Origin of the sequence: Bradyrhizobium diazoefficiens, assembly GCF_016612535.1 — a bacterium.
Lineage (GTDB): Bacteria > Pseudomonadota > Alphaproteobacteria > Rhizobiales > Xanthobacteraceae > Bradyrhizobium > Bradyrhizobium diazoefficiens_C.
Genome location: NZ_JAENXS010000002.1, coordinates 1,744,617 through 1,767,419 on the forward strand (window position 1 = coordinate 1,744,617; position 22,803 = coordinate 1,767,419).

Here is a 22,803-nt window from a genome sequence, read left to right on the forward strand (position 1 = left end):
CAATGCCGGTACCGCAACACGTCTTCGAGCCGCCCTTCAACATCATCCGCTCGAGCCACGTCGTGCTCGAGGTGACCGATTTGAAGCTGAGCCGCGCGTTCTATGAGACGATAGTCGGCCTGCATGTCGAAGACGCCGACGACAAATTCGTATATTTACGCGCAGCCGAGGAGCATCAGCATCACTCGCTGGTGCTGCGGAAAGCGGCGGCGCCGGCCTGCAATCGGCTCGGCTTCAGGGTCGGCAATGACGGCGACCTCGACAAGGCCGCAAAGTTTCTCTCTGAAAACGGCCTCGGCTACGCCTTCATCGACCAGCCGTTCCAGGAACGCACACTGCAATTCAGCGATCCCTTCGGCTTCCAGATCGAGCTCTATGCGTCGATGGACCGGCGGCCGCATCTGCTCCGCCGCTTCGACCTTTACAAGGGATGTCATCCGCAGCGGCTCGACCATTTCAACGTCTTTGCCGCCGAGGTACAGGACACCGTCGAGTTCTACGCCCGGCTGGGCTTCCGCCTCACCGAATATGCCGAGGAGGATGGGCCGAGCGGGCGCATTGCGGCGGCCTGGATGCATCGCAAGGGCAACGTGCACGACTTCGCCATCACCAACGGCAAAGGCCCTCGCCTGCATCACTTCGCCTATTGGACGCCGACGGCGATGAACATCATCCATCTCTGTGACGTGATGGCCTCGGCCGGCTTCGTCAAGAACATCGAGCGCGGCCCCGGACGCCACGGCATCTCGAACGCGTTCTTCCTCTATGTCAGGGATCCCGACGGGCATCGGCTGGAACTCTACACCAGCGATTATTTCACTGGGGATCACGACCACGAGCCGCTGCGCTGGTCGCTGCGCGATCCCCGCCGTCAGACGCTCTGGGGCGCGCCGGCGCCGCGCTCGTGGTTCGAGCAGGGCTCGCCTTTCTCAGGGCAAACCGTGCGCGAGCCGAAGTTTGTAGCCGACGTGCTGGTGGCGGACTGATGCGATTGATCGGCAAAGACTCTCTCCCAGTCGTCCCGGCGAAGGCCGGGACCCATAACCACAGGGAGGAGTTTGGCGAAGACTCAGAGTTCGGTACTCCTACCGAATACAATCGATGGAATCCGCGGTATGGGTCCCGGCCTTCGCCGGGACGACAGGGAATGATGAGTTGCCCATGAAACTCCCTCGCCTCGCCACCTATTCCGTCAAGGGTGAAACCCGCTACGGCGCCGTACTGGAGGGCGGCATCGTCGATCTCTCCCCGCGCTATGCGAAGGACTATCCGACGTTGCGGGAGGTGATCGCCGCCGGAAAGCTCGCGAGCCTTGCCGAAGAGGCCGCCAGCCGCACGCCGGATCACGCGCCCGGCGACATCATTTGGCTGCCGCCGGTGCCCGCACCGGAAAAGATCATCTGCATCGGCGTCAACTATCCCGATCGCAATGCCGAGTACAGGGATGGCCAGGACGCGCCGAAATATCCGAGCATGTTCATGCGCTCGCCGCGTTCGTTCGTCGGCCACGACACGCCGCTGGTGCGCCCGCGCGCCTCCGCGCAGCTCGACTATGAGGGCGAGATCGTGCTGGTGATCGGCAAGCCCGGCCGGCACATTGCGGAGAGCGCCGCGCTCGACCACATCGCGGCCCTGACCCTCTGCAACGAGGGCTCGGTGCGCGACTGGCTGCGCCACGCAAAATTCAACGTTACCCAGGGCAAGAACTTTGATTCCAGCGGCAGCCTCGGGCCATGGCTCGTGCCCTACATGAGGGAAGCGCAGCTCGCCGACATTCGCCTGACCACGCATGTCAACGGCGAGCTGCGGCAGGACGACCGTACCAGCCGGCTGATGTTCCCGTTCCGCACTCTCATCAGCTACATCTCGACCTTCGCGACCCTCGTCCCCGGTGACATCATCGTGACGGGCACGCCGACCGGCGCAGGTGCGCGGTTCGATCCGCCGCGCTATCTGAAGCCGGGCGACGTTGTCGAAGTCGCGGCCGAGGGCATCGGCACTTTGCACAACGGCGTCGTCGACGAAGCCTGACCGACAGCACGAATGGAATGATGCAATGACCACCCTCACCGGCGGCGAAGCAATCGTAAGCGGGCTTGTCGCCCATGGCGTCGACACCGTGTTCGGCCTACCCGGCGCGCAAGTTTATGGCCTGTTCGACGCCTTCCACCAGGCCCAGCTCAAGGTGATCGGCGCGCGCCACGAGCAGGCCTGCGGCTATATGGCGTTCGGCTACGCCCGCTCCAGCGGCAGGCCCGGCGTGTTCAGCGTGGTGCCCGGCCCCGGCGTGCTCAACGCCAGCGCGGCGCTGCTCACCGCCTACGGCTGCAACGAGCCAGTGCTGTGCGTCACCGGGCAGGTGCCGACGCAGTTTCTCGGCAAGGGCCGCGGCCATCTGCACGAGATGCCGGATCAACTCGCAACCTTGCGCACCTACGTGAAGTGGGCCGACCGGATAGAGACGCCCGGCAACGCGCCGACCACCGTCGCCCGCGCCTTCCAGGAGATGACATCCGGACGGCGTGGCCCCGCCTCGGTCGAAATGCCCTGGGACATTTTTACGCAGCACGCGGATACCGCGGCCGCGCAGGTGCTGGAGCCGCTGCCCGCACCGCGGCCCGATCCCGATATGATCAAGCAGGCGGCCGCGCTGATCAAGAGCAGCAAGACGCCGATGATCTTCGTCGGCAGCGGCGCGATCGAGGCACGCGACGAAATCCTCGAACTCGCCGAGATGATCGATGCGCCCGTCGTCGCTTTCCGCAGCGGCCGCGGCATCGTCTCCAACGCGCATGAACTCGGCCTCACGATGGCGGCGGCCTATAAGCTGTGGCCGAAGACCGACCTGATGATCGGCATCGGTTCGCGGCTGGAGTTGCCGACCATGTCACGCTGGCCGTTCCGTCCCGATGGCCTGAAGAGCATCCGCATCGACATCGATCCCGTCGAGATGCGGCGCTTCATCTCCGACACGGCGATCGTCGCCGACGCCAGGGCCGCGACTGCCGATCTCACTGCCGCCGTCAGCAAGGCCGGCTACAGCAAGACCGCCGGCCGCCGAACCGCGATCCGCGAGGCGACTGCGACCGCACAGCAGGAAATCCAACGCATCCAACCGCAGATGGCGTATCTGAACATTTTGCGGGAGGTGCTGCCGGCGAATGCGATCGTCACCGATGAATTGTCGCAGTTCGGCTTCGCCTCCTGGTACGGCTTTCCGATCTACCAACCGCGCACCTTTATCACGTCGGGCTATCAGGGCACGCTCGGCTCGGGCTTCCCGACCGCGCTCGGCGCCAAGGTCGCGAACCCGGACAAACCAGTGGTCGCGATCACCGGCGACGGTGGCTTCATGTTCGGGGTGCAGGAGCTTGCCACCGCCGTGCAGTTCAACATCGGCGTGGTGACGCTGGTGTTCAACAACAATGCCTACGGCAATGTCCGCCGCGACCAGCGCGAACGCTTTGACGGCCGCGTGGTGGTGTCCGATCTGGTCAACCCGGATTTCGTCAAGCTCGCCGAGTCCTTTGGCGTTGCGACTGCACGCGTCACCGCGCCGGACCAGTTCAAGGCGGCGATGGAGAAGGCGCTCGCGCATGGCGGGCCGTATCTGATCTCGATCGAGGTGACGCGGGACTCCGAAGTCAGCCCGTGGGCGTTCATCCATCCGCCGAAGCCGTGAGCATCAGCGCGTCCTGCGAAACGTCAAATTGATCCGCCTACGGCCGAGCAGCGCGTGCTCGCCATCGGCGAGCGGCGCGACGCCGTGATAGGCGAGCCGGCTCGGCCCGCCCCAGACCACGACGTCGCCATGGACGAGCCGGAAGCGGCGCGGCTTGTCGCCGCGCGCCAGGCCGCCGAACAGGAACGTCGCGGGCAATCCAAGCGAGACCGAGACGATCGGCGCCGAATGGTCCAGCTCGTCCTTGTCCTGATGCAGCGACAGCCGCGTGCCGGGCTCGTAGCGATTGACGAGGCAGGCGTCGGGCGCAAAGCCGGTAAAGCCGCCCTGCTCGGCCGCACGGCGCGCCAGATCGCTGAACACGGGCGGCATCGCGGGCCATGGCGCCTCGGTTCGCGGATCGACCGGGTCGTATCGATAGCCGGTGTGATCGGTGATCCAGCCACGCTCGCCGCAATTGGTCATCGCCACCGACATCTGGTGGCCGCCGGGTGTGATCATTCGCCGAAACGGCGACTGGGCCACGATGGCGCGCACCGCATCGATCAGCTCGTTTTCGATCGGCTTGACGAAGCCACGCAGCAGCACGGCGCCGTCGGCGATCTCCTCGCGTGACGGTTGGGCCTCGGCAACGCTGTCGAACAAATCGGCCGTCAATTGCTCCGCTCATTTGGCATCATGAAAGATCACACCCACCGTATGACGCTGCCCCGACCTGATGCGGCTGACGCCATGGCGCAGGTTAACGCGGTAAATGCCGCGTGTCCCCTGCACCGGACGGTGATGCACAGCGAAGGCAACCGCATCGCCCTGCGCCAGCGGAACCACTTCGGCGCGGGATTGCATGCGCGGGCGCTGCTCGGTCAGCACGAACTCGCCGCCGGTGAAATCGCGGCCGGGCTCGGACAAGAGGATCGCGACCTGGAGCGGGAACACATGCTCGCCATAGAGGTCCTGGTGCAGGCAATTGAAGTCACCGGCTTCATATTGCAGCAGCAGCGGCGTCGGCCGCGACTGCCCCGTTTCGTGGCAACGCTTGAGGAACGCCGCGTGCGCTGAGGGATAGCGGATGTCGATCCCCATCGCCTCGTTCCAGCGATTGGCGACGCCCTGAAGGTGCGCATACAGCGCCGGGCGCAGCTTCGCGATCAGATCGGGCAGCGGATAGGAGAAATATTTGTACTCACCGCGGCCAAAGCCGTGGCGGCCCATGACGATGCGGCTGCGGAAGTGCGTGTCGTCGGGATAGAGCGCGGCGATGGCGTGGCACTGGTCCGGCGTCAGCAGGCCCTTGAGGACGGCGCAGCCATGGGAGTCGAGCTCGGCGGTGATTTGGGGCCAGTCGAGAGCAGCGACTTGGGATGCAAGATCGGCGGATGGCGTATGGTGTGATTTTCGTGCTGTTGCTGTCATGGCCACGATTTTCGCAAGACAGGTCGCCCCTCCGCCACCCGATTTCCGACTATCTCCCCGTCATTGCGAGCGAAGCGAAGCAATCCAGAATCCCGCCACGGAACCAGTCTGGATTGCTTCGTCGCAAGGGCTCCTCGCAATGACGGGGGAGAGATTAGCCCAGCACCGGCAGCATCACCACGTCATAGCCGTGCCTGATCGTCCGCTTCAGCACGGGATCCTCCAGCTCGAACTCGAACCGGTCCGCCGGGCGGATGCCGCCTTTGGCGGCAAACGTGCCGCCGAACATGGCGCAGCCGTCAGGGAACTTGCCACCCTCGAAGCCGCGCGCGATCAGGTCGTTGACCGGCAGCATCGCGTCCAGCGTGCCCTCCTGGTAGAGCACGCGCTCGCCCTTGATGGTGGCGTAGGAGCGCAGGATCATCCTGTCCCAATGGCCGATGACGTCTTCGAGCTCCCACAGCGTCGCGGCGATCGGCTTGTCGCACATCTGCTTGGACACCGTGACGTTGTAGGCCTCGACCTTGCGGTCGGTGTGATCGGAGCCGCAGCCGACGAAGATGCGGCCCTGCCAGCCGATCAGCACGAACTCGACTTCGCCACTGGAATCGCCGCCACAGCACTCGATACTGTCTTCCACGGTGAGCCGCCGCGCCGAGGCGCGGTAGTAGATCGGCGTCGAGGCCGGCCGGGCGATGCCCATGGCCTCCAGCTCGGCGATGTGCTTGTCGCGCGCGATCGGGTCGCGGCCGGTCCAGCCGGCGATGACCATCTGGTCGATCGCCAGCGTCAGCGGTGTGGTGGTGTCCCGGGCGTCGACGGTGAAAGTCAGGTCAAACACGAATTACGGCCTCCATGCCGGCAGCAAGTTCAAAGATACGACGGTCCGAGCCGCCCGCACCTGCAAGCATCAGGCCGACCGGAATTTCGCCCTCCCGATGTGCGGGCAGCGAGATGGCGCAGCCGTCTATCATGTTGATCAGGGTGCAATTGCGCAGCGCGCGCAGGTTTTCTCTGGTGAACGCCTTGTCGTCGGCGAGATCAGCGATCTTCGGCGGCGTGTTGGCGGTGGTCGGCATCATCAGGGCGTCATAGGGCGCGATACGCGCATTGACGCGGGCGATCAGCGAGCGGCGCTCATTGAGCAGATCGATGTAATCGGCCGCGCTCTGCGCTTCGCCGCGCATGATGCGGACGGAGACTCTGGGGTCGTAGACGTCGCCCTTGGAGGTGATGAGATAGCGATGCCATGCGAAGCTTTCGGAGGCGGCAAAGCCGCCCTTGGCGTTCATCGGTCCGACGTCATGGAATTCCGCCATCTCGATGCGTTCGATGATGGCGCCGTGATCGGCGAGCGACTTCAGCGCGCGCTCGAAGGTTTCAGAGACGTCCGTATCGAGGTCATCGAGTGCGATCGTGGTCGGCACCGCCAGCCGCATGCCCTTCACGGGCCGCGGCTTCAGCGCGACGATAGGCTCATTCGCCAGCACGGCATCGAGTATGGCACAGCAGCTGACCGATCGCGCCAAGGGCCCGATGCTGTCGAGCGAGAACGACAGCGGCACCGCGCCATCGAGCGGCACGCGGCGCTGCGTCGGCTTGTAGCCGACGATGCCGTTATAGGCGGCCGGAATCCGGCAGGAGCCGCCAGTGTCGGTGCCGAGCGCGCCATGCGCCATGCCGTCGAGCACGGAGACCGCGGCGCCCGAGGACGAGCCGCCGGGCACGTGGCCCTGACCTTGGCCCTCGGCCCGGTTCCAGGCGCCCTTCGGCGTGCCATAGTGCGGGTTGATACCGATGCCGGAATAGGCGAACTCGGTCATGTTGGTGCGGCCGATCACGACGAAGCCGGCCTTGCGCAGCCGCCCGACCGTTGCGGCATCCTGTTCGGCGGGCGGGGAATCGTCGAGCGCGCGGGAGCCGGCACGCGTCACCTGGCCGTTGACGTCGAAGAGATCCTTGATCGAGATGGGGATACCGGCATAGCGCGATGGCGCGGCCTTCACCTTGCGCAAGCCGTCCATCGCATCCGCGGCCGCGAGCGCGGCGTCTTTGTCGACATGGATGAAGGTGCGCTGGCCCTCGCCGGCCGGATCGGCGATTTTGGCGATGCACGCCTCGACCAGCTTGCGGGAGGTGGTGCGGCCATTCTCGAGGTCGTCGGCGAGCTTCGCCAGTGTCGGAAAATCGGGCATGTCTGTCTCACGGAATATTGCGCGCGCAATCTATAGCGCCGGCTCTGTTCGACACAAGCATTGTGCGCATGATGGCATGCATGCTGCCTGCTGGACCGTTGACGCCCCATAGTCAATTGTCGCATCAAGACTGAAACAGGCAGGCACGAAGCTTGTCTTTTGGGAGGGCTTGCCGACATGGCCGAACCGCAGCGCGCGCGACCGAAACCGACGCCGGAGACCCAGCATTTCTGGGACGGCGCCAAGGCTGGCGAACTGCGCCTGCAGCGCTGCGACGCCTGCGCGCATGTCTATTTCCCGCCGCGGCCGTTCTGCCCGTCCTGCGCCTCGCGCAAGGTCAGCATCTTCAAGGCGAGCGGCAAGGGTTTTCTCTATAGTTACGTGATCAACCACCGCCCTGCCGCGCCCGGCTTCACGCCGCCTTACGCAATTGCGGTGGTCGAACTCGCCGAGGGGCCGCGGATGATGAGCAACATCATCGACTGTCCCCAGACACCGGAGGCGCTCGAGCTCGACATGAAGCTCGAGGTCGCGTTCCAGGTGCTCGACGACAAGATCACCCTCCCCGTGTTCCGTCCGGCGAAAGGGTAAGCGGTCATGCGCAAGAACCAGGTTGCCGTCGTCGGCGCGGCCGAGACCACCGAGCTTGGCGTCATTCCCAACATGTCGCAGCTCCAGCTTCACGCGGACGCGGCGCTCAATGCCATCGCGGACGCCGGACTGAAACTCTCCGACATTGACGGCTTTGCCACCGCGGTCGAGACGCCGCAACAGGTCTGCTACTATCTCGGCATTAAGCCCACCTGGGTCGACGGCACCTCAGTCGGCGGCTGCTCCTTCATGCTGCATGTCCGTCATGCGGCTGCCGCGATCGAGGCCGGCCTCTGCAAGACCGTGCTGATCACGCATGCCGAAAGCGGCAAGTCGATGATCGGCAAGGCGCCGCGCTCGACGGCACCGGACAGCCTCAACGGCCAGTTCGAGGCGCCCTTCGGCGTCTACGGGCCGCCCAGCATGTTCCCGATTCCCGTGCTGCGCTTCATGAAGACCTACGGCATCACGCATGAGCAGTTGGCCTCGGTCGCCGTGGTGCAGCGGGAATGGGCGGCGAAGAACCCGCGCGCGATGATGAAGGACCCGATCACGGTCGCCGACGTCCTCAACTCGCGCATGATCGCCTATCCGTTTCGGCTGCTGCAATGCTGCCTCGTCACCGACGGCGGCGGCGCGCTGATTCTGACCTCGGCGGATCGCACCAAGGATTTTCCGAGGAAGCCAGTCTACATCATGGGCACTGGCGAGAGCGTGGAGACGCCGATGGTCAGCCAGATGGAGACGTTCAATTCCTCGCGCGCCTTCAAGACCGCCGGTCCTCTGGCCTTCAAGGAAGCCGGCATCGCCCACAAGGACGTCGACCATCTCATGATCTACGACGCGTTTGCGCATCTTCCGCTGTATGGCCTCGGCGATCTCGGCTTCATGCCGCACGAAGAGACCGGCAAGTTCATCGCGGACGGCAACACGCGACCCGGGGCCAAGCTCCCGCTGAACACCAATGGCGGCGGTTTGAGCTACATGCATTCCGGCATGTACGGCATGTACGCGCTCCAGGAGAGCGTGCGCCAGATGCGCGGAATTGCCCCGGCACAGGTGCCGAACGCGAAGATTTCGGTGTGCCACGGCGTCGGCGGCATGTTCGCCGCCTCAGGCACGATCGTGTTTACGAACGAGAGATAGTGGCTGCTCGCCTCTCCCTCTCCCCGTTCTTACGGGGAGAGGGTTGGGGTGAGGGGCTGCTTCCACGCACTCGGACTCGCGGAGAGTCCCCCTCACCCGGATCGCATCTTCGATGCGATCCGACCTCTCCCCGCAAGCGGGGCGAGGTAAGAAACAGGAGAACCCACATGAGCAAATCACTGCAGGACAAAGTCATTATCGTCACCGGCGCAGGCCGCGGCATCGGACGGGAGATCGCGCTGCTCTGCGCGGCGGAAGGCGCCAAGGTCGTCGTCAACGATCCCGGTGTTGCCGCCGACGGCGCCGGTTCGAGCGCCTCCCCGGCGGAAGAAGTAGTCGATGAGATCAAGAAGCGCGGCGGCGCCGCAGTACCCAATTTCGAAAGCGTCGCGGAGGCGATCCCTGCAAGCAAGATCGTGAAGACCGCGACCGATCATTTCGGCCGGCTCGACGGCGTCGTCAACAACGCCGGCATTTTGCGCGACATGATTTTCCACAAGATGAGCGTGGAGGCGTTCGAGGCCGTCATCAAGGTGCATCTGATGGGCTCGTTCTACGTCAGCCACGCCGCGGCGCGCATCTTTCGCGAGCAGGAGAGCGGCTCCTTCGTGCACTTCACCTCGACCTCGGGCCTGATCGGCAATTACGGCCAGGCGAATTACGCTGCCGCCAAGCTCGGCATCATCGGCCTGTCGAAATCGATTGCGCTCGACATGGGCCGCTTCAACGTTCGTTCGAACTGCGTCTCGCCCTTCGCCTGGACCCGCATGATCGGCACCATCCCGACCGAGACCGAAGCCGAGAAGGCGCGTGTCGAGAAGATCAAGCAGATGGGACCGGAGAAGATCGCGCCGATCTGCGCCTATCTGCTCTCCGATGCTGCCAAGGATGTCTCCGGCCAGATCTTCGGCGCGCGCATGAACGAGCTGTTCCTGTTCAGCCAGAACCGTCCGCTGCGCTCGGTGCATCGCAGCGAGGGCTGGACGCCGCAATCGATCGCGGAACACGGCATGCCGGCGCTGAAGGGCTCGTTCTACAAGCTCGACCGCTCGGCCGACATCTTTCCGTGGGATCCGGTGTAAGGAGGTTTCCGCACTCTCCACGCGTCATGGCCGGGCTTGTCCCGGCCATCCACGGTTTTGACGCGCGGTGCGAAGAACGTGGATGCCCGAGCCTTCGCCTCGCCGAAGCGGCTTCGGCCGCGCAGGCGGGACAAGCCCGGGCATGACGGCTGAGTGTGTGGCTGCAGCCGCCCTAACCCGTATTCCGCAAGCCCGCTGAAATGCCGTTGATCGTCAGTTGAATCCCGCGCAGCACCTGCTCGTCCGGATTCTGCGCGCGATGCTCCCTCAAGAGCTCGACCTGCACGTGATTGAGCGGGTCAAGATAGGGGAAGCGGTGGCGCACGGAGCGTTCGAGCAGCGGGTTACCCTGAAGCAAACGATCCTGCCCCATGATGTCGAGCAGCGTCTCGATGCAGGAGTGCCATTCGCGGCGGATGCGGCCGAAGATCTTTTCGCGCAAGGCCTGATCCGGCACCAGCTCGGCATAGCGCGAGGCGATCGCGATCGAGCTTTTGGCGAGCACCATGTCCATGTTCGACAACAGCATGCGGAAGAACGGCCATTCCTTGTAGAGCTCTTTCAGGAACGGCATGCCCTTGTCGGGATGTTCCGCGATCCATTGCTCGACCGCGCTGCCGAAGCCGTACCAGCCCGGCAGCATCAGCCGGCATTGCGCCCAGGAGAACACCCAGGGGATCGCGCGCAAATCCTCGATCGCGCGGGTCTTCTTGCGCGAGGCCGGACGGCTGCCGATGTTGAGCGTCGCGATCTCGTTGATGACGGTCGAGGCCCAGAAGTAATCGACAAAGCCCTCCGTCTCGTAAACGAGACCGCGATAGGCCTTGAAGGCGAGATTCGACAGCTCGTCCATCGTGTTGAGATATTCGCGGCGAGGCGCGCTCTGGCTCGGCTGCAACAGGCTCGCATCCAGCGTCGCGGCCGCCAGGATTTCGAGATTGTTGCGGCCGACTTCCGCATTGGAATATTTCGACGAGATGATCTCGCCCTGCTCGGTGATGCGGATCTGGCCGTTCACCGCGCCGCCGGGCTGCGCGACGATGGCGTCGTAGCTGGGCCCACCACCGCGACCGACCGAACCGCCGCGGCCGTGGAACAGGCGCAGGCGGACGTGATGACGCTCGAACACGTCGACGAGGCCGATCTCGGCCTTGTAGAGCTCCCAGCCCGAGGTGACGAAGCCGCCGTCCTTGTTGGAGTCGGAATAGCCGAGCATGACCTCCTGCACGCTGCCGCGGCTGTCGACGAGGCGGCGGTAATCGTGCAGCGACAGCATGCGGTCCATGATGCCGGACGATGCCTGCAGATCCTCGATGGTCTCGAACAGCGGCACGATGTTGATGGCGCTGCGCCCGGAGGGATGGACCAGGCCAACTTCCTTCAGCAGCACCGCGACCTCGAGCATGTCGGACATGCCCTTGCACATCGAGATGATGCATTGGGGAATGGCGTCCGAGCCGAACCTTCCATGCGCTTCCGCTGCGGCATGGAAGACGTTGAGCTCGCCCATCGTCTCGTCACTGTATTTGACGAATGGCGACACCAGCGAGCGCGTGCTGCGCAATTCGTTGGTGAGCAGCGAGATGCGCGCGTCCTCGCCAAGCGCAAGGTAGGACATGCCGGGGTTCGCGGCGTCCATCAGCTCGGCGATGGTGCGTTCGTGCACCGCCGAGTTCTGGCGGATATCGAGCCGCGCCAGATGGAAGCCGAAGCAATCCACCGCGCGCCGCAACAGCCGCAGCCGGCCGCGGGCGATGACGCGGGCGTTGTTGGAGATCAGCGAGCGGTGCAGCACGTCGAGATCGGCCTGCAACTCCCTGGCGTTCTCATAGGGCGCGCCCTTGCCGACCGGCCGCCGCGTGATCTCGACCTGGAGCTTTTCGGCGGTGGCCGTCAGACGGGCATAGATGCCGGAGACTGCCAGACGATAGGGTTCGCCGCTCCGGTGCGGCGATGTGTCGGGCGAGCGCTCCGCCAGCGTGCGCAACTCTTCCGAGACGTCGGCGAGATGGGCCGCGATCGACAGCTCCGAGCCGAGCACATGCAGCTCTTCCAGATAGAACTGCATGACACGGCTGGACTGGAGCCGCAGCGTGCCGCGCATGACGTCAGCGGTGACGAAGGGATTGCCGTCGCGGTCGCCGCCGATCCAGCTTCCCATCCGCAGGAACGAGGCGAGCTCGCTCGCCGCCTGCTCGCCACCCTCCTCCAGCCGGTCTTCCAGCGTGTTGACCAGCCGCGGCACCTCACGGAGGAAGGTGTAATCGTAGAACGACAGGCCGTTGGCGACCTCGTCGAGCACGGTGAGCTTGGTCCGTCGCAACAGATTGGTCTGCCACAGCGTCAGCACCTCGCGGCGAAGCTGCTCGTCGCTGGCGGCGATCTCGTCCGCCGTCAGCGAGACACGCTCGCGGCGGTCGAGCAGGGCTGCGACCTCCATCTCGCGGTCCATGGTGCTCTTGCGGCGGACTTCAGTTGGGTGGGCCGTCAGCACCGGGCTGACAAGCGCGCTCTTGAAGAAGCTGCGCAGCCTATCCGCGCCAATTCCCGCGGCCTTGGCGTTGGCCAACGTCTCCGCAAGCACACCAGCACCGTTGGCGGCGCTGCGGGAACGCATCTGGCGGATGTTGTTCTGGTCCTCGGCGATGTTGGCGAGATGGGAAAAATAGCTGAAGGCGCGGACGATCCGCACGGTCTCGGAGGTCGACATGCTGTCGAGGATCTGTTCGAGCTCGCGGCGGGCGAGCCGGTCCTCGTCGCGGTGGAACCGAATCGAGGTCTGCCGGATGCGCTCGACCAGGTCGAACACATCGGCCCCCTCCTGGTCGCGCACCGTGTCGCCCAGGATGCGTCCGAGCAGGCGAATGTCGTCCCGAAGCCGCGCGTCCGCCTCCAGCGCCTGGGCGTCATCGGCACGGGTCGCGCGATCGACGGTCGAATCTGCGACGTTCTGGATGGACATGGCTCGCTCCCTGGTTCGAGCTCGCTGCCCGGCCCGACCGAGTGTGCAAGTTTTTTGCCGCAGCGCAAGATGAAGTTGGGGGCGGCGCGGCAACATCAGCGATCATGGGCGGGACTGCGTTTGCCGCCGGCGCGCACACACGTCCGCGATCTCGCGGCGCAGGCGCCCGAGCTTTACTGTCCGTTCCGCCCTCATCGAGAAGAAGGGGCGCAGAGAAGGCCGGGCGCCGGCTGGCACCCGAAGTCCGCACGCGACAAACGCACGCGGGGTGACCACAGGTGATGCCGGGACATCCCGGCCTTGCCTGCGCAAGACAAGCATGGTTAGCGCGGGAATGTTCGCCTGAACGGAAGTCTCTGCCTTATTCGATGACCTCGTCAGCGCGGGCGAGCAAGGTTGGCGGAATGCTGAGGCCGAGAGCTGTGGCGGTCTTCAGGTTGACAACCAGCTCATACTTGACAGGTGCCTGAACCGGCAAATCGCCAGGCTTCTCTCCGCGCAGTATGCGGTCCACATATGCGGCGGCACGACGAAACCCGTCCAGTTGGGAAGCCGCGTAGGACATCAGGCCGCCATCGGCGACGAAATACTGAACAGGGTAGATCGCGGGTAGACGATATTGCGCGGCAAGCGCGATAATCTGTTTGCGGTTCCGGACGGTCGCTGGACCAAACGTCACGAACAGGCCGCCGTTTGGCTCCCGCGCAAAATCGCCGACGCCGCGCTCGATTTCGTCAGGGTCGCGGCCAGGAATCGCAAAGATGGTGATCCCCAGCGATGGAGCGGCTGCTTCGACGAACTGCTGGACTTCGAGCGCCGCACGGCCGCCGGGCGTGTATATGATGCATACACGAGTAAGGCGCGGCGCAGCTTCCTTAAGTAGCTCCAGCAACTTCCCGCTCATCGCCGTTTCGGAGGCCGTAAATCCGGTGATGTTGCCGCCGGGATGCGCCATGTTCGTAACCAGACCGGTGCGGACCGGGTCGCCCGCCGAGGCGAACACAATCGGTACGGTGCGGGTCTGTTGCGCCATGATCGAGGTAATGAGATTGCTGCTTGTCACGATCACGTCCGGTGCCTGCCCGACCAGTTCCTCAGCGTAGGTTCGTATGCGGGCAGAATCGTCAGAAACGAATCGTGTTTCGAACCGCACGTTTTCCCCGTCGACCCAGCGCAACTTCTGCAGTTCTTGCTTGAACGCTGCAATATTTTGTCTCGGCACGGCGTCGTCCTGCGCGCCCGAAATCAGCATGGCGATGCGCCGAACTTGGATCCCCTGCTGCGCCTGGACAGCGAGCGGCAGCGCAACGACCCAGCCCAAACTCACAATGAAATCGCGTCGCTTCACCCTCAACCCGCCTCGGATGCTGCCACCCCGAGCGTAAGCAATTTTCGGCATGGATCCAAGCGGCTGAAGTCCGTTTCGGGTCATCAGCCGGCGACGTCCCCGCAAGCTGGGCAACTTCCGCCGTGCCCCCGGGAGGCCGACATTGATGGATAGGCGCCTTACGCCGGTACGATCACCTTGCCAATCGGCCAGAGCGCGATGCCTGCGAGCTTCAGGTGGGCCCAGGCGAAGGGGATGCCGATGATGGTCACGGCAAGCACCAACGCCGTCACGAGATGGCCGAGCGCCAGCCACCAGCCGGCCAGCACGAACCAGATGATGTTGCCGATCACCCCGAGCGGCCCGGTGCCGACATCCTCGACACCGGTAACCTCGTAGCGGCTGACCGCCCGCGAGCCGAACGGCATCAGCGTATAGACGGCAATGTTGAACGCCGCCCGCGCCCAGGGCAGGCCGATGATGGTGACGGCCATGATGACCGCGGCGACCAGCCAGCCGAACGCCATCCAGGCGCCGCCGATGAGGATCCAGAGGATGTTGAGCAGGATGGAGACGGGGGTCATGGGATTATCCGTGGTCGATGACCCCACCTATATAGGTGCGAAACTCAGCGCTGCGAAGACGGCTCCCGCCGCGTGTAATTGCCTCAATTGGCGTTGTCCGGCTTTCACTTCATTGAACTGACGCACGCAACGCCCAGAATGGCACGGCGTCTGAACCATTCAGGACGCAATGGCGTTGCCGTCGCGGCCATCGGGGCCCTGGGGAGAGACATGTCCGATTTCGTCATCGAAGAAGGCCTGCCCTATCCGCTGGGTGCCCATTGGAGCGGCAAGGGCACGAACTTCGCGGTCTTTTCCGCCAACGCCACCAAGGTGGAAGTCTGCCTGTTCGAGGAGAATCGCGAGACGCACCGCTTCGAGCTGCCGGAATATACCGACCAGGTCTTCCACGGCTACATCGCCGGCGTCGGGCCCGGCACCTTCTACGGCTATCGCGTCTATGGCCCCTATCAGCCCGATGCCGGCCATCGCTTCAATCCCAACAAGCTCCTGCTCGATCCCTATGCGCGCGCCCACGCCGGGAGCCTGAACTGGAATCCGGCGGTGTTCGGCTACAAGATGGAGACGGGTGACGACACCACCTTCGACGAACGCGACAGCGCGCCCTTCATGCCGAAATGCGTCGTGGTCGATCCGGATTTCGACTGGCAGGCCGAGGCCGCGCGGCAGAACGTGCATTGGGACGAGACCATCGTCTACGAGACCCACGTCAAGGGCTTTACGAAGAAGCCCCCGGACGTGCCGGAAAATCTGCGCGGCACCTATGCCGGCTTCGCCGCGCCGCAGCTGATCGACCATCTGACATCGCTCGGCGTCACCTCGGTCGAGCTGTTGCCGGTCCACTCGTTCGTCAACGACGACAGACTTCTGAAAAAGAGCCTCGTCAATTACTGGGGCTACAACACCATCGGCTTCTTCGCGCCGGACCCGCGCTATGCATCCGACGTCCCGAACAGCCTGCGCGAGTTCAAGGAGATGGTGTCGAAGCTGCACGGCGCCGGGCTCGAGGTGATCCTCGACGTGGTCTACAACCACACCGCCGAAGGCAACGAGCTCGGGCCGACGCTATCCTTCAAGGGCATCGACAATGCGAGCTATTATCGCCTGCTGCCGGACCGGCGGCGCTATTACATCAACGACACCGGCACCGGCAACACCGTCAACCTGTCGCATCCGCGTGTGATCCAGATGGTGATGGATAGTCTGCGCTACTGGGCCGGGCACATGCATATCGACGGCTTCCGCTTCGATCTCGGCACCATTCTCGCCCGCGAGGTCTACGGCTTCGACGAGCAGAGCGGGTTTCTGAAGGCGATGGATCAGGATCCGCTGCTGTCGACCGTCAAGCTAATCGCCGAACCCTGGGACTGCGGGCCCGGCGGCTACCAGGTCGGCGGCTTCCCGCCGGGCTGGGCGGAATGGAACGACAAGTATCGCGACACGGTGCGCGACTATTGGCGCGGCGAGGCGTCGCCCTCCGCGCTGGCGACGCGGCTGCTCGGCTCGGGCGATATCTTCAATCGCTGGGGCGGGCGGCGCTCATGGGCCAGCGTCAATTTCATCACCGCCCATGACGGTTTCACGCTCAACGACTGGGCGAGCTACGACGACAAGCACAACGAAGCCAATGGCGAAGGCAACCACGACGGCAATTCCAGTAACCGCTCCTGGAATTGCGGCGTCGAGGGTCCGACGGATGATCAGGAGATCATCGCGCTTCGCGAGCGGCAGAAGCGCAACATGCTGGCCACCTTGCTGCTCTCGCAGGGCACGCCGATGCTGCTCGGCGGCGACGAGTTCGGCCGGACCCAGCAAGGCAACAACAATGCCTATTGCCAGGACAGCGATATTTCCTGGTTCGACTGGGGCATGGGCGAGGAGGCGCAAAAGCTGCTGGCTTTCACCAAACGCGTGATCCAGCTCCGGCGCGACTATCCCATTCTACGCCGCAGCCGCTTCCTCACCGGCGCGCATGATGCGCAGCTCGATATCCGCGATGTCGTCTGGGTCAATGCCAATGGCGGCGAGATGACGAATGGCGACTGGGACAGCAATTGGCTGAAGTGCTTCGGCGTCGTGCTCGACGGCCGCGCGCGCAAGACCGCGATCCCACGCCACGGCGAGGACGACAGCGTGCTGATCATCCTCAACAGCTATGAGGGGCCGGTCAACTTCAAATTGCCGCACACGTCGGCAGGTCTATGCTGGTCGTTGCTGCTCGACACCAACGTCGCCGACGGCACATCCAACACCCGGTTTGACTTCGATAGCCCTTACAAGGTGCCGGGCCGATCGTTGCAGTTGTTTGTTGGGGGGGGAGCTGGTGTAGCCCTGCCGACCCAATGGCTTTCGTTGCCCGTAGCCCGGATGGAGCGCAGCGAAATCCGGGGTTTCACCGCGAACACCGTCCTGGATTGCGCTTCGCTCCATCCGGGCTACGAAGGCATCATATCTTCCGCCCCGCCTCCTCCCAATAGGGATCGCGCAGGCGGCGCTTGAAGATCTTGCCGGAATCTTCGCGCGGCAGGCCTAAGCGGATCTCGATGTGCTTGGGCACCTTGTAGTCGGCGAGCGAGGCTTTGAGCCGGGTGCGGATATCGGCGGCGTCGAGGGTGACGCCGGCTTGAGGTTCGACCACGGCCATCAGCGCCTCGCCGAACTCGGCATCGGGGATGCCGAACACCGCGCAATCATGCACGCCGGGGACGGCATGCAGCACGGACTCGATCTCGGCCGGATAGATGTTGACGCCGCCTGATATCACCATGTCGCGCTTGCGGTCGCAGATGAAGACGTAGCCGTCCTCGTCGATGTAGCCGACATCGCCGGAGGTGATGAAACCATCGCGGTCGATCTCGGCGCGCTTCTCCGGCTTGTTGTGGTAGGTGAAGTCGGCCATCCCGGCCATGCGGGAATAGATCTCGCCGATCTCGCCCACACCCAGCACGCGGCCGTCGTCGCCGATGAAGCGCAGCTCGGCGCCGGGCGAAATCTTGCCGACCGTGCCCGGCTTCTTCAGCGCGTCCTCTGAGGTCGCGAAGGTGACGGCGCTGGATTCGGTCGAACCGTAGAACTCGTAGATCACCGGGCCCCACCATTCGATCATCGCGCGCTTGACGTCTGCCGGGCATGGCGCCGCGGCGTGGATGATGTGGCGCAGCGAAGAGACGTCGTATGTCTTGCGGACTTCCTCCGGCAATTTCATCAGGCGGATGAACATGGTCGGCACCATGAAAATGGTGTCGATTTTGTATCGCTCGATCAGCTCGAGAAACTCTTCCGCCTCGAAGCGCGGCATCAGCACCAGCGCGCCGCCGAGTTTTCCTGCGCGGATGCCGAACGAGTTCGGCGCGGAATGATAGAGCGGGCCCGGCAGGATCACGCGGGCGCCGGGCTTGAGCCCATAGATCATCGCACGCATGCGTTCGCCAGCCGCCTGCTGGTCCGGCGTCGGCGCATTGCGCCGCACGCCCTTGGGATGGCCGGTGGTGCCCGACGTATAGATCATGTTCATCGGCTGCGGCACGACCGGGCCGTCATAGGGCTGGTACTGCGCGAGCCAGGATTCGAAATCGATCGCAAAATCCGGTGTCTTCAGATGATCGGGATCGATCTTGTAGTTCGTCAGGATCTCCGGTGGCGTCGGCACGCTGAGCACGGTGACGCCTTTCGGGATCACATCGCGCAGGGCGTGCAGCATGTCGGCATGTCCGATCAGCACGGAGGTGCCGGTGTCGTTGAGGATGTAGTTGATCTCTTCCGGCTTGAAGTGCCAATTGATCGGAACACCATAGGCGCCGAGCCGCATCGCTGCGTAAGCGGCCTCCAGGAAGGCGATGTCGTTGCGCATCAGCATGCAGACGCAATCGCCTTGCTTGACGCCGAGCTTGGCGAGACCGGAAGCGATGCGATCGGCGCGGGCGGCGACTTCGGCATGGGAACGGCGACGCTCGCCGGAGACGATGCCGAGGAATTCTGACGTTTCGCTCATTTTTGTTTTTCTTTGTTGTTTAGCGACGGTGCCAAATGATCGTCATCACCGGGCTTGTCCCGGTGATCCACGCTCTTGTTTCGTCGCTGCCAAGAACGTGGATGGCCGGGACATCTAGCGCGAAGACGCGCTTCGCGCTTTTGCCCGGCCATGACGGAGAGACTGTCAGTCCACAAACCTCGGCGCACGTTTCTCCAGGTTGGAGCGCACCGCTTCGGTCTGGTTCGCACTGCCGATCAGCTTCTGCTGCTCGACCGATTCCGCGAGCAGTGCGGGACCGGGATCGACCGAGAGATTGTTGAGCAGACGCTTGGCGGCGCGGATCGCATCGGGGCTTTTTCCCGCGATCTCGCGCGCGACTTCGAGGGCACTAGCGCGCGGGTCGTCGCAGATGCGCGTGGCGAGACCGTAAGTCATCGCCTCCTGCGCCGAGAAAATGCGGCCTGTGTAGGTAAGATCGCGCAAGATGTCGTCGCGCACGAGTGAAGCCAGGATCGGCGTGCCGGCCATGTCGGGCACGAGGCCCCATTTGATCTCCATCACCGACATCCGCGCATCCGGTGTGAGGAAGCGCATGTCTGCGCCGAGCGCGAGCTGAAAGCCGCCGCCGAAGGCGACGCCCTGGATCGCCGCGATCACCGGCACCGGAAGCTGGCGCCAGCCCCACACCGCCTGTTGCGGAAAATTCGCCTGGCCATGCGTGCGCGCGGTGAGGTCGCGATTTTCGCCACCCGGAATTCCGTTGCCGCCCTTCTCCTTCATGGCGGCAAAACGCCCCATGTCGAGACCGGCGCAGAAAGCGCGACCCTCGCCGGACAGCACGACGACGCGCACGCCTTTTTCCGCCGAAAGCCGCTCGGTTGCCGCGACCAGGGCCTCGAACATCGCCTGATCGAGGGCATTCATCTTGTCCGCGCGCACCAGCCGCACGTCGGCGACGCCTTCCGAGATCGAAATCGAGACGCGCTCTTCCATGGATGAATTCTCCCCTGTTCCCGTTCGGTGCCGCTTTACAGAAAGACGGCGGCCGGATTTAGTCAATCGACCAATTAACTGACAATCCGTGCGGGAGAAACAGCCATGTTCAAGGAAAATCTTCTGGCTGGACGGCGCATTCTCGTGACCGGCGGCGGCACCGGGCTCGGCAAGTCGATGGCGGCGCGCTTTCTTGAGCTTGGCGCCGAGGTGCACATCTGCGGCCGGCGCAAGATCGTCTGCGACGAAACCGCGACCGAGCTGATGGATCAGTTTGGCGGCCGCGTCACCAGCCATGGCGTCGACATCCGCAACGCGCTCGCGGTCGAGGAGATGATCGAGACCATCTTTCGCGATGGTCCTCTCACCGACCTCATCAACAACGCCGCCGGCAATTTCATCTCGCGCAGCGAAGAGCTGTCGCCACGCGGCTTCGATGCGGTCGCCAACATCGTAATGCACGGCACGTTCTACGTGACGCATGCGGTCGGCAAGCGCTGGATCGCCTTGAAGCAGCCCGGCAACGTCGTCTCGATCACCGTGACCTGGGTGCGCAACGGCTCGCCTTACGTGGTGCCGTCGGCGATGAGCAAGTCGGCGATCCACGCCATGACGATGTCGCTGGCGACCGAATGGGGCCGATACGGCATCCGCCTCAACACGATCGCACCGGGCGAGATCCCGACCGAGGGCATGAGCAAGCGCATCAAGCCCGGCGACGAGGCCGGCGCGCGCACCAAGGCGATGAACCCGATGGGCCGCGTCGGCACCATGGAGGAGCTGCAGAACCTCGCGGTGTTTTTGATCTCCGGCGGCTGCGACTGGATCACCGGCGAGACGATCGCCATGGACGGCGCGCAGGCGCTCGCCATGGGCGGTAATTTCTACCAGCTCCGCGACTGGAGCGACGACGACTGGAAAACCGCCCGCGAGAGCATCATGGCGCAGAACGAGAAGGACCGGGCGAAGCGGGGGTAGTGCTCTCGCCGTGGTCATGAGTAGATTGAAGCTGCCGCCTCGCACTCAACCGTCGTCCCGGCGAAGGCCGGGACCCATAGCCCCAGGGAGAAGTGTTGCGCGAGCTGGTAGTGACCAGTTTTCGCCAAATTGCGTTCAGTTGTTATGGGTCCCGGCCTTCGCCGGGACGACATCGTGGCCCCCGTATTGTCTTTGCCCACGGATGACGCCACACTCCGCGGCATAAAAACAGACGCTACGGGAGAAACATGTCCACACAGCCATTGGCGAATCTCGCCGACATGGTGCGCGAGCGCGCGACGAGCCGCGGCCACGCCACCGCCTACGAGTTCGAGGGCCGCGTCACCAGCTTTGCCGAGTTCGACGCCAAGACCAACAAGGTCGCGAATGCGCTTCTTGCGATGGGTGTGAAGAAGGGCGACCGCATCGCCTATCTCGGCAAGAACAGCGACGTTTATTTCGAGCTGTTGATGGGCGCGATGAAGGCCGGCGTGGTGATGGCGCCGGTGAACTGGCGGCTGGCGGGACCCGAGGTCGCCTTCATCGTCACCGACTGCAAGGCGCCGGTGCTGTTCGTCGGGCCGGAGTTCATCACGCAGGTCCGCCAGATCAGGGATCAGATCCCGGTCGTCCGCACCATCATCACCACCGAAGGCGGCGCGCCGGAATGGCAGGATTTTGCCGCGTGGCGCGATGCGCAGAGCGGCGACGATCCCAAGGTAGCGATCGACACCAGGGACATCGCGATCCAGCTCTATACGTCAGGCACGACCGGCAAGCCGAAGGGCGCGATGCTGTCGCATGCGAACTTCCTTAACCTGGTCCAGACCGGCAACGCCGAGGACAAGCCGGAGTGGAACCGGTGGTCAACCGACGACATCTCGCTGGTGGCGATGCCGATCTTCCATATCGGCGGCTCCGGCTGGGGCGTGATGGGCCTCTATCACGGCGCCCGCGGCGTGATCGCGCGCGAGTTCGATCCGACCAAGGTGCTGGATTTCTTCGAGCAGTCGGGCATCACAAAGCTGTTCATGGTGCCGGCGGCGATGCAGTTCGTGGTGCGGCAGCCGCGCGCGAGGACGGTCGACTTTTCACGATTGAAATACATGCTGTACGGCGCCTCTCCCATTCCCGCAGCCTTGCTGAAGGAATGCATCGAAATCTTCAAATGCGGCTTCGTGCAGATGTACGGCATGACCGAAACGACTGGCACCATCGTCGCGCTACCGCCGGAGGATCACGTCGAGGGCCTGGAGCGGATGCGGTCCGCCGGCAAGGCGCTGCCGGGCGTCGAGATCGCCATTCTCGACATCGACGGCAAGCCGCTGCCGCCGCGTCAGGTCGGCGAGATCGCGACGCGCTCGGGCTCCAACATGGCGGGCTACTGGAATCTGCCGGAAGCAACCGCCTCGACGCTGCGCGGCGACGGCTGGCTGCGCACGGGAGACGCCGGTTACATGGACGAGGACGGCTATCTCTACATCCACGACCGCATCAAGGACATGATCATCTCCGGTGGCGAGAACATCTACCCGGCCGAGGTCGAGAGCGCGCTGTGCGATCATCCTGACGTCGCGGAAGCTGCCGTGATCGGCATCCCCGACGACAAATGGGGCGAGGCCGTGAAGGCCGTGGTGGTGATGAAACCGGGCAAGCAGGCGACCGCCACCGACATCATCAACTTCACCCGCGAGCGCATCGCCGGCTTCAAGACGCCGAAGAGCGTGGAGTTCTTGCCGGCGCTGCCGCGCAATCCGTCAGGCAAGATCTTGCGAAGGGAGTTGCGGGAACCGTATTGGGCGGGAAAGGATCGGCGGGTGAATTAGCCTCCGCACCATCCACATCGTCATCCCGGCGAAGGCCGGGACCTATAGCCA

Annotated in this window: 18 protein-coding genes; 9 read left to right on the forward strand and 9 right to left on the reverse strand. The window is 64.1% G+C overall.

Going from position 1 to position 22,803, the window contains the following annotated elements; translation table 11 throughout:
- Positions 1-2: 2 nt before the first annotated feature.
- From hpaD to JJE66_RS25145, 3 genes are all read left to right on the forward strand, one after another.
- Positions 3-986 (forward strand): 3,4-dihydroxyphenylacetate 2,3-dioxygenase, encoded by a 984-nt coding sequence (gene hpaD / locus JJE66_RS25135; RefSeq protein ID WP_200517151.1) that lies wholly within the window; start codon positions 3-5, stop codon positions 984-986.
- Between the two features lie 175 nt (positions 987-1,161).
- Complete coding sequence (locus tag JJE66_RS25140; RefSeq protein ID WP_200517152.1) at positions 1,162-2,031, forward strand: fumarylacetoacetate hydrolase family protein; 870 nt, start codon at positions 1,162-1,164, stop codon at positions 2,029-2,031.
- Between the two features lie 25 nt (positions 2,032-2,056).
- Entirely contained in the window at positions 2,057-3,682 is a 1,626-nt protein-coding gene (locus tag JJE66_RS25145; protein ID WP_200517153.1) for a thiamine pyrophosphate-dependent enzyme, read from the forward strand.
- A gap of 3 nt (positions 3,683-3,685) precedes the next feature.
- Here the strand turns inward: JJE66_RS25145 and alkB are convergent, their stop codons facing one another.
- The 4 genes from alkB to JJE66_RS25165 all read right to left on the reverse strand — a co-directional run bounded on the left by alkB (position 3,686) and on the right by JJE66_RS25165 (position 7,290).
- A complete protein-coding gene (gene alkB / locus JJE66_RS25150) occupies positions 3,686-4,339 on the reverse strand; it encodes a DNA oxidative demethylase AlkB (RefSeq protein ID WP_200517154.1) in 654 nt (217 codons plus the stop codon).
- Positions 4,340-4,348: 9 nt separating this feature from the next.
- Positions 4,349-5,095 (reverse strand): 2OG-Fe(II) oxygenase, encoded by a 747-nt coding sequence (locus JJE66_RS25155; RefSeq protein ID WP_200517155.1) that lies wholly within the window; start codon positions 5,093-5,095, stop codon positions 4,349-4,351.
- Between the two features lie 154 nt (positions 5,096-5,249).
- On the reverse strand, positions 5,250-5,936 hold the full coding sequence (locus JJE66_RS25160; protein ID WP_200517156.1) for a DUF2848 domain-containing protein: 687 nt from the start codon (positions 5,934-5,936) through the stop codon (positions 5,250-5,252).
- Positions 5,929-7,290 (reverse strand): amidase, encoded by a 1,362-nt coding sequence (locus JJE66_RS25165; RefSeq protein ID WP_200517157.1) that lies wholly within the window; start codon positions 7,288-7,290, stop codon positions 5,929-5,931. Before JJE66_RS25165 ends, JJE66_RS25160 begins: the two co-directional genes overlap by 8 nt.
- 177 nt (positions 7,291-7,467) lie before the next feature.
- On the opposite strand from JJE66_RS25165, the gene JJE66_RS25170 reads away from it, so the two are divergent.
- The 3 genes from JJE66_RS25170 to JJE66_RS25180 all read left to right on the forward strand — a co-directional run bounded on the left by JJE66_RS25170 (position 7,468) and on the right by JJE66_RS25180 (position 10,109).
- Positions 7,468-7,881, forward strand: coding sequence for a Zn-ribbon domain-containing OB-fold protein (locus JJE66_RS25170; protein ID WP_200517158.1), 414 nt, complete (start codon positions 7,468-7,470; stop codon positions 7,879-7,881).
- Between the two features lie 6 nt (positions 7,882-7,887).
- Positions 7,888-9,027, forward strand: a complete 1,140-nt coding sequence (locus tag JJE66_RS25175) for a thiolase C-terminal domain-containing protein (RefSeq protein ID WP_200517159.1) — start codon at positions 7,888-7,890, stop codon at positions 9,025-9,027.
- A gap of 167 nt (positions 9,028-9,194) precedes the next feature.
- Positions 9,195-10,109 carry an SDR family oxidoreductase gene (locus JJE66_RS25180; protein WP_200517160.1) on the forward strand — a complete coding sequence of 305 codons (915 nt, stop codon included), beginning with the start codon at positions 9,195-9,197 and terminating at the stop codon, positions 10,107-10,109.
- Between the two features lie 172 nt (positions 10,110-10,281).
- Here JJE66_RS25180 and ppc read toward each other — a convergent pair whose 3' ends face one another.
- The 3 genes from ppc to JJE66_RS25195 form a co-directional block, all read right to left on the reverse strand.
- On the reverse strand, positions 10,282-13,071 hold the full coding sequence (ppc, locus tag JJE66_RS25185; protein WP_200517161.1) for a phosphoenolpyruvate carboxylase: 2,790 nt from the start codon (positions 13,069-13,071) through the stop codon (positions 10,282-10,284).
- Positions 13,072-13,432: 361 nt separating this feature from the next.
- Positions 13,433-14,419, reverse strand: a complete 987-nt coding sequence (locus JJE66_RS25190; RefSeq protein WP_200517162.1) for an ABC transporter substrate-binding protein — start codon at positions 14,417-14,419, stop codon at positions 13,433-13,435.
- Positions 14,420-14,577: 158 nt separating this feature from the next.
- Positions 14,578-14,982, reverse strand: a complete 405-nt coding sequence (locus JJE66_RS25195; protein ID WP_200517163.1) for a YccF domain-containing protein — start codon at positions 14,980-14,982, stop codon at positions 14,578-14,580.
- 210 nt (positions 14,983-15,192) lie between these two features.
- Between JJE66_RS25195 and glgX the strand changes: the two genes are divergently transcribed.
- Positions 15,193-17,481, forward strand: coding sequence for a glycogen debranching protein GlgX (glgX, locus tag JJE66_RS25200; protein ID WP_246756525.1), 2,289 nt, complete (start codon positions 15,193-15,195; stop codon positions 17,479-17,481).
- Here the strand turns inward: glgX and JJE66_RS25205 are convergent.
- Entirely contained in the window at positions 17,429-18,973 is a 1,545-nt protein-coding gene (locus JJE66_RS25205) for an acyl-CoA synthetase (protein WP_200517164.1), read from the reverse strand. The genes glgX and JJE66_RS25205 overlap by 53 nt on opposite strands.
- 165 nt (positions 18,974-19,138) lie before the next feature.
- Positions 19,139-19,948 (reverse strand): crotonase/enoyl-CoA hydratase family protein, encoded by an 810-nt coding sequence (locus JJE66_RS25210; RefSeq protein ID WP_200517165.1) that lies wholly within the window; start codon positions 19,946-19,948, stop codon positions 19,139-19,141.
- A 105-nt stretch (positions 19,949-20,053) separates the two neighbouring features.
- On the opposite strand from JJE66_RS25210, the gene JJE66_RS25215 reads away from it, so the two are divergent.
- Entirely contained in the window at positions 20,054-20,926 is an 873-nt protein-coding gene (locus JJE66_RS25215; RefSeq protein ID WP_200517166.1) for an SDR family oxidoreductase, read from the forward strand.
- A gap of 248 nt (positions 20,927-21,174) precedes the next feature.
- Positions 21,175-22,752, forward strand: a complete 1,578-nt coding sequence (locus tag JJE66_RS25220; protein WP_200517167.1) for a fatty acid--CoA ligase — start codon at positions 21,175-21,177, stop codon at positions 22,750-22,752.
- The last annotated feature ends 51 nt before the right edge of the window (positions 22,753-22,803 follow it).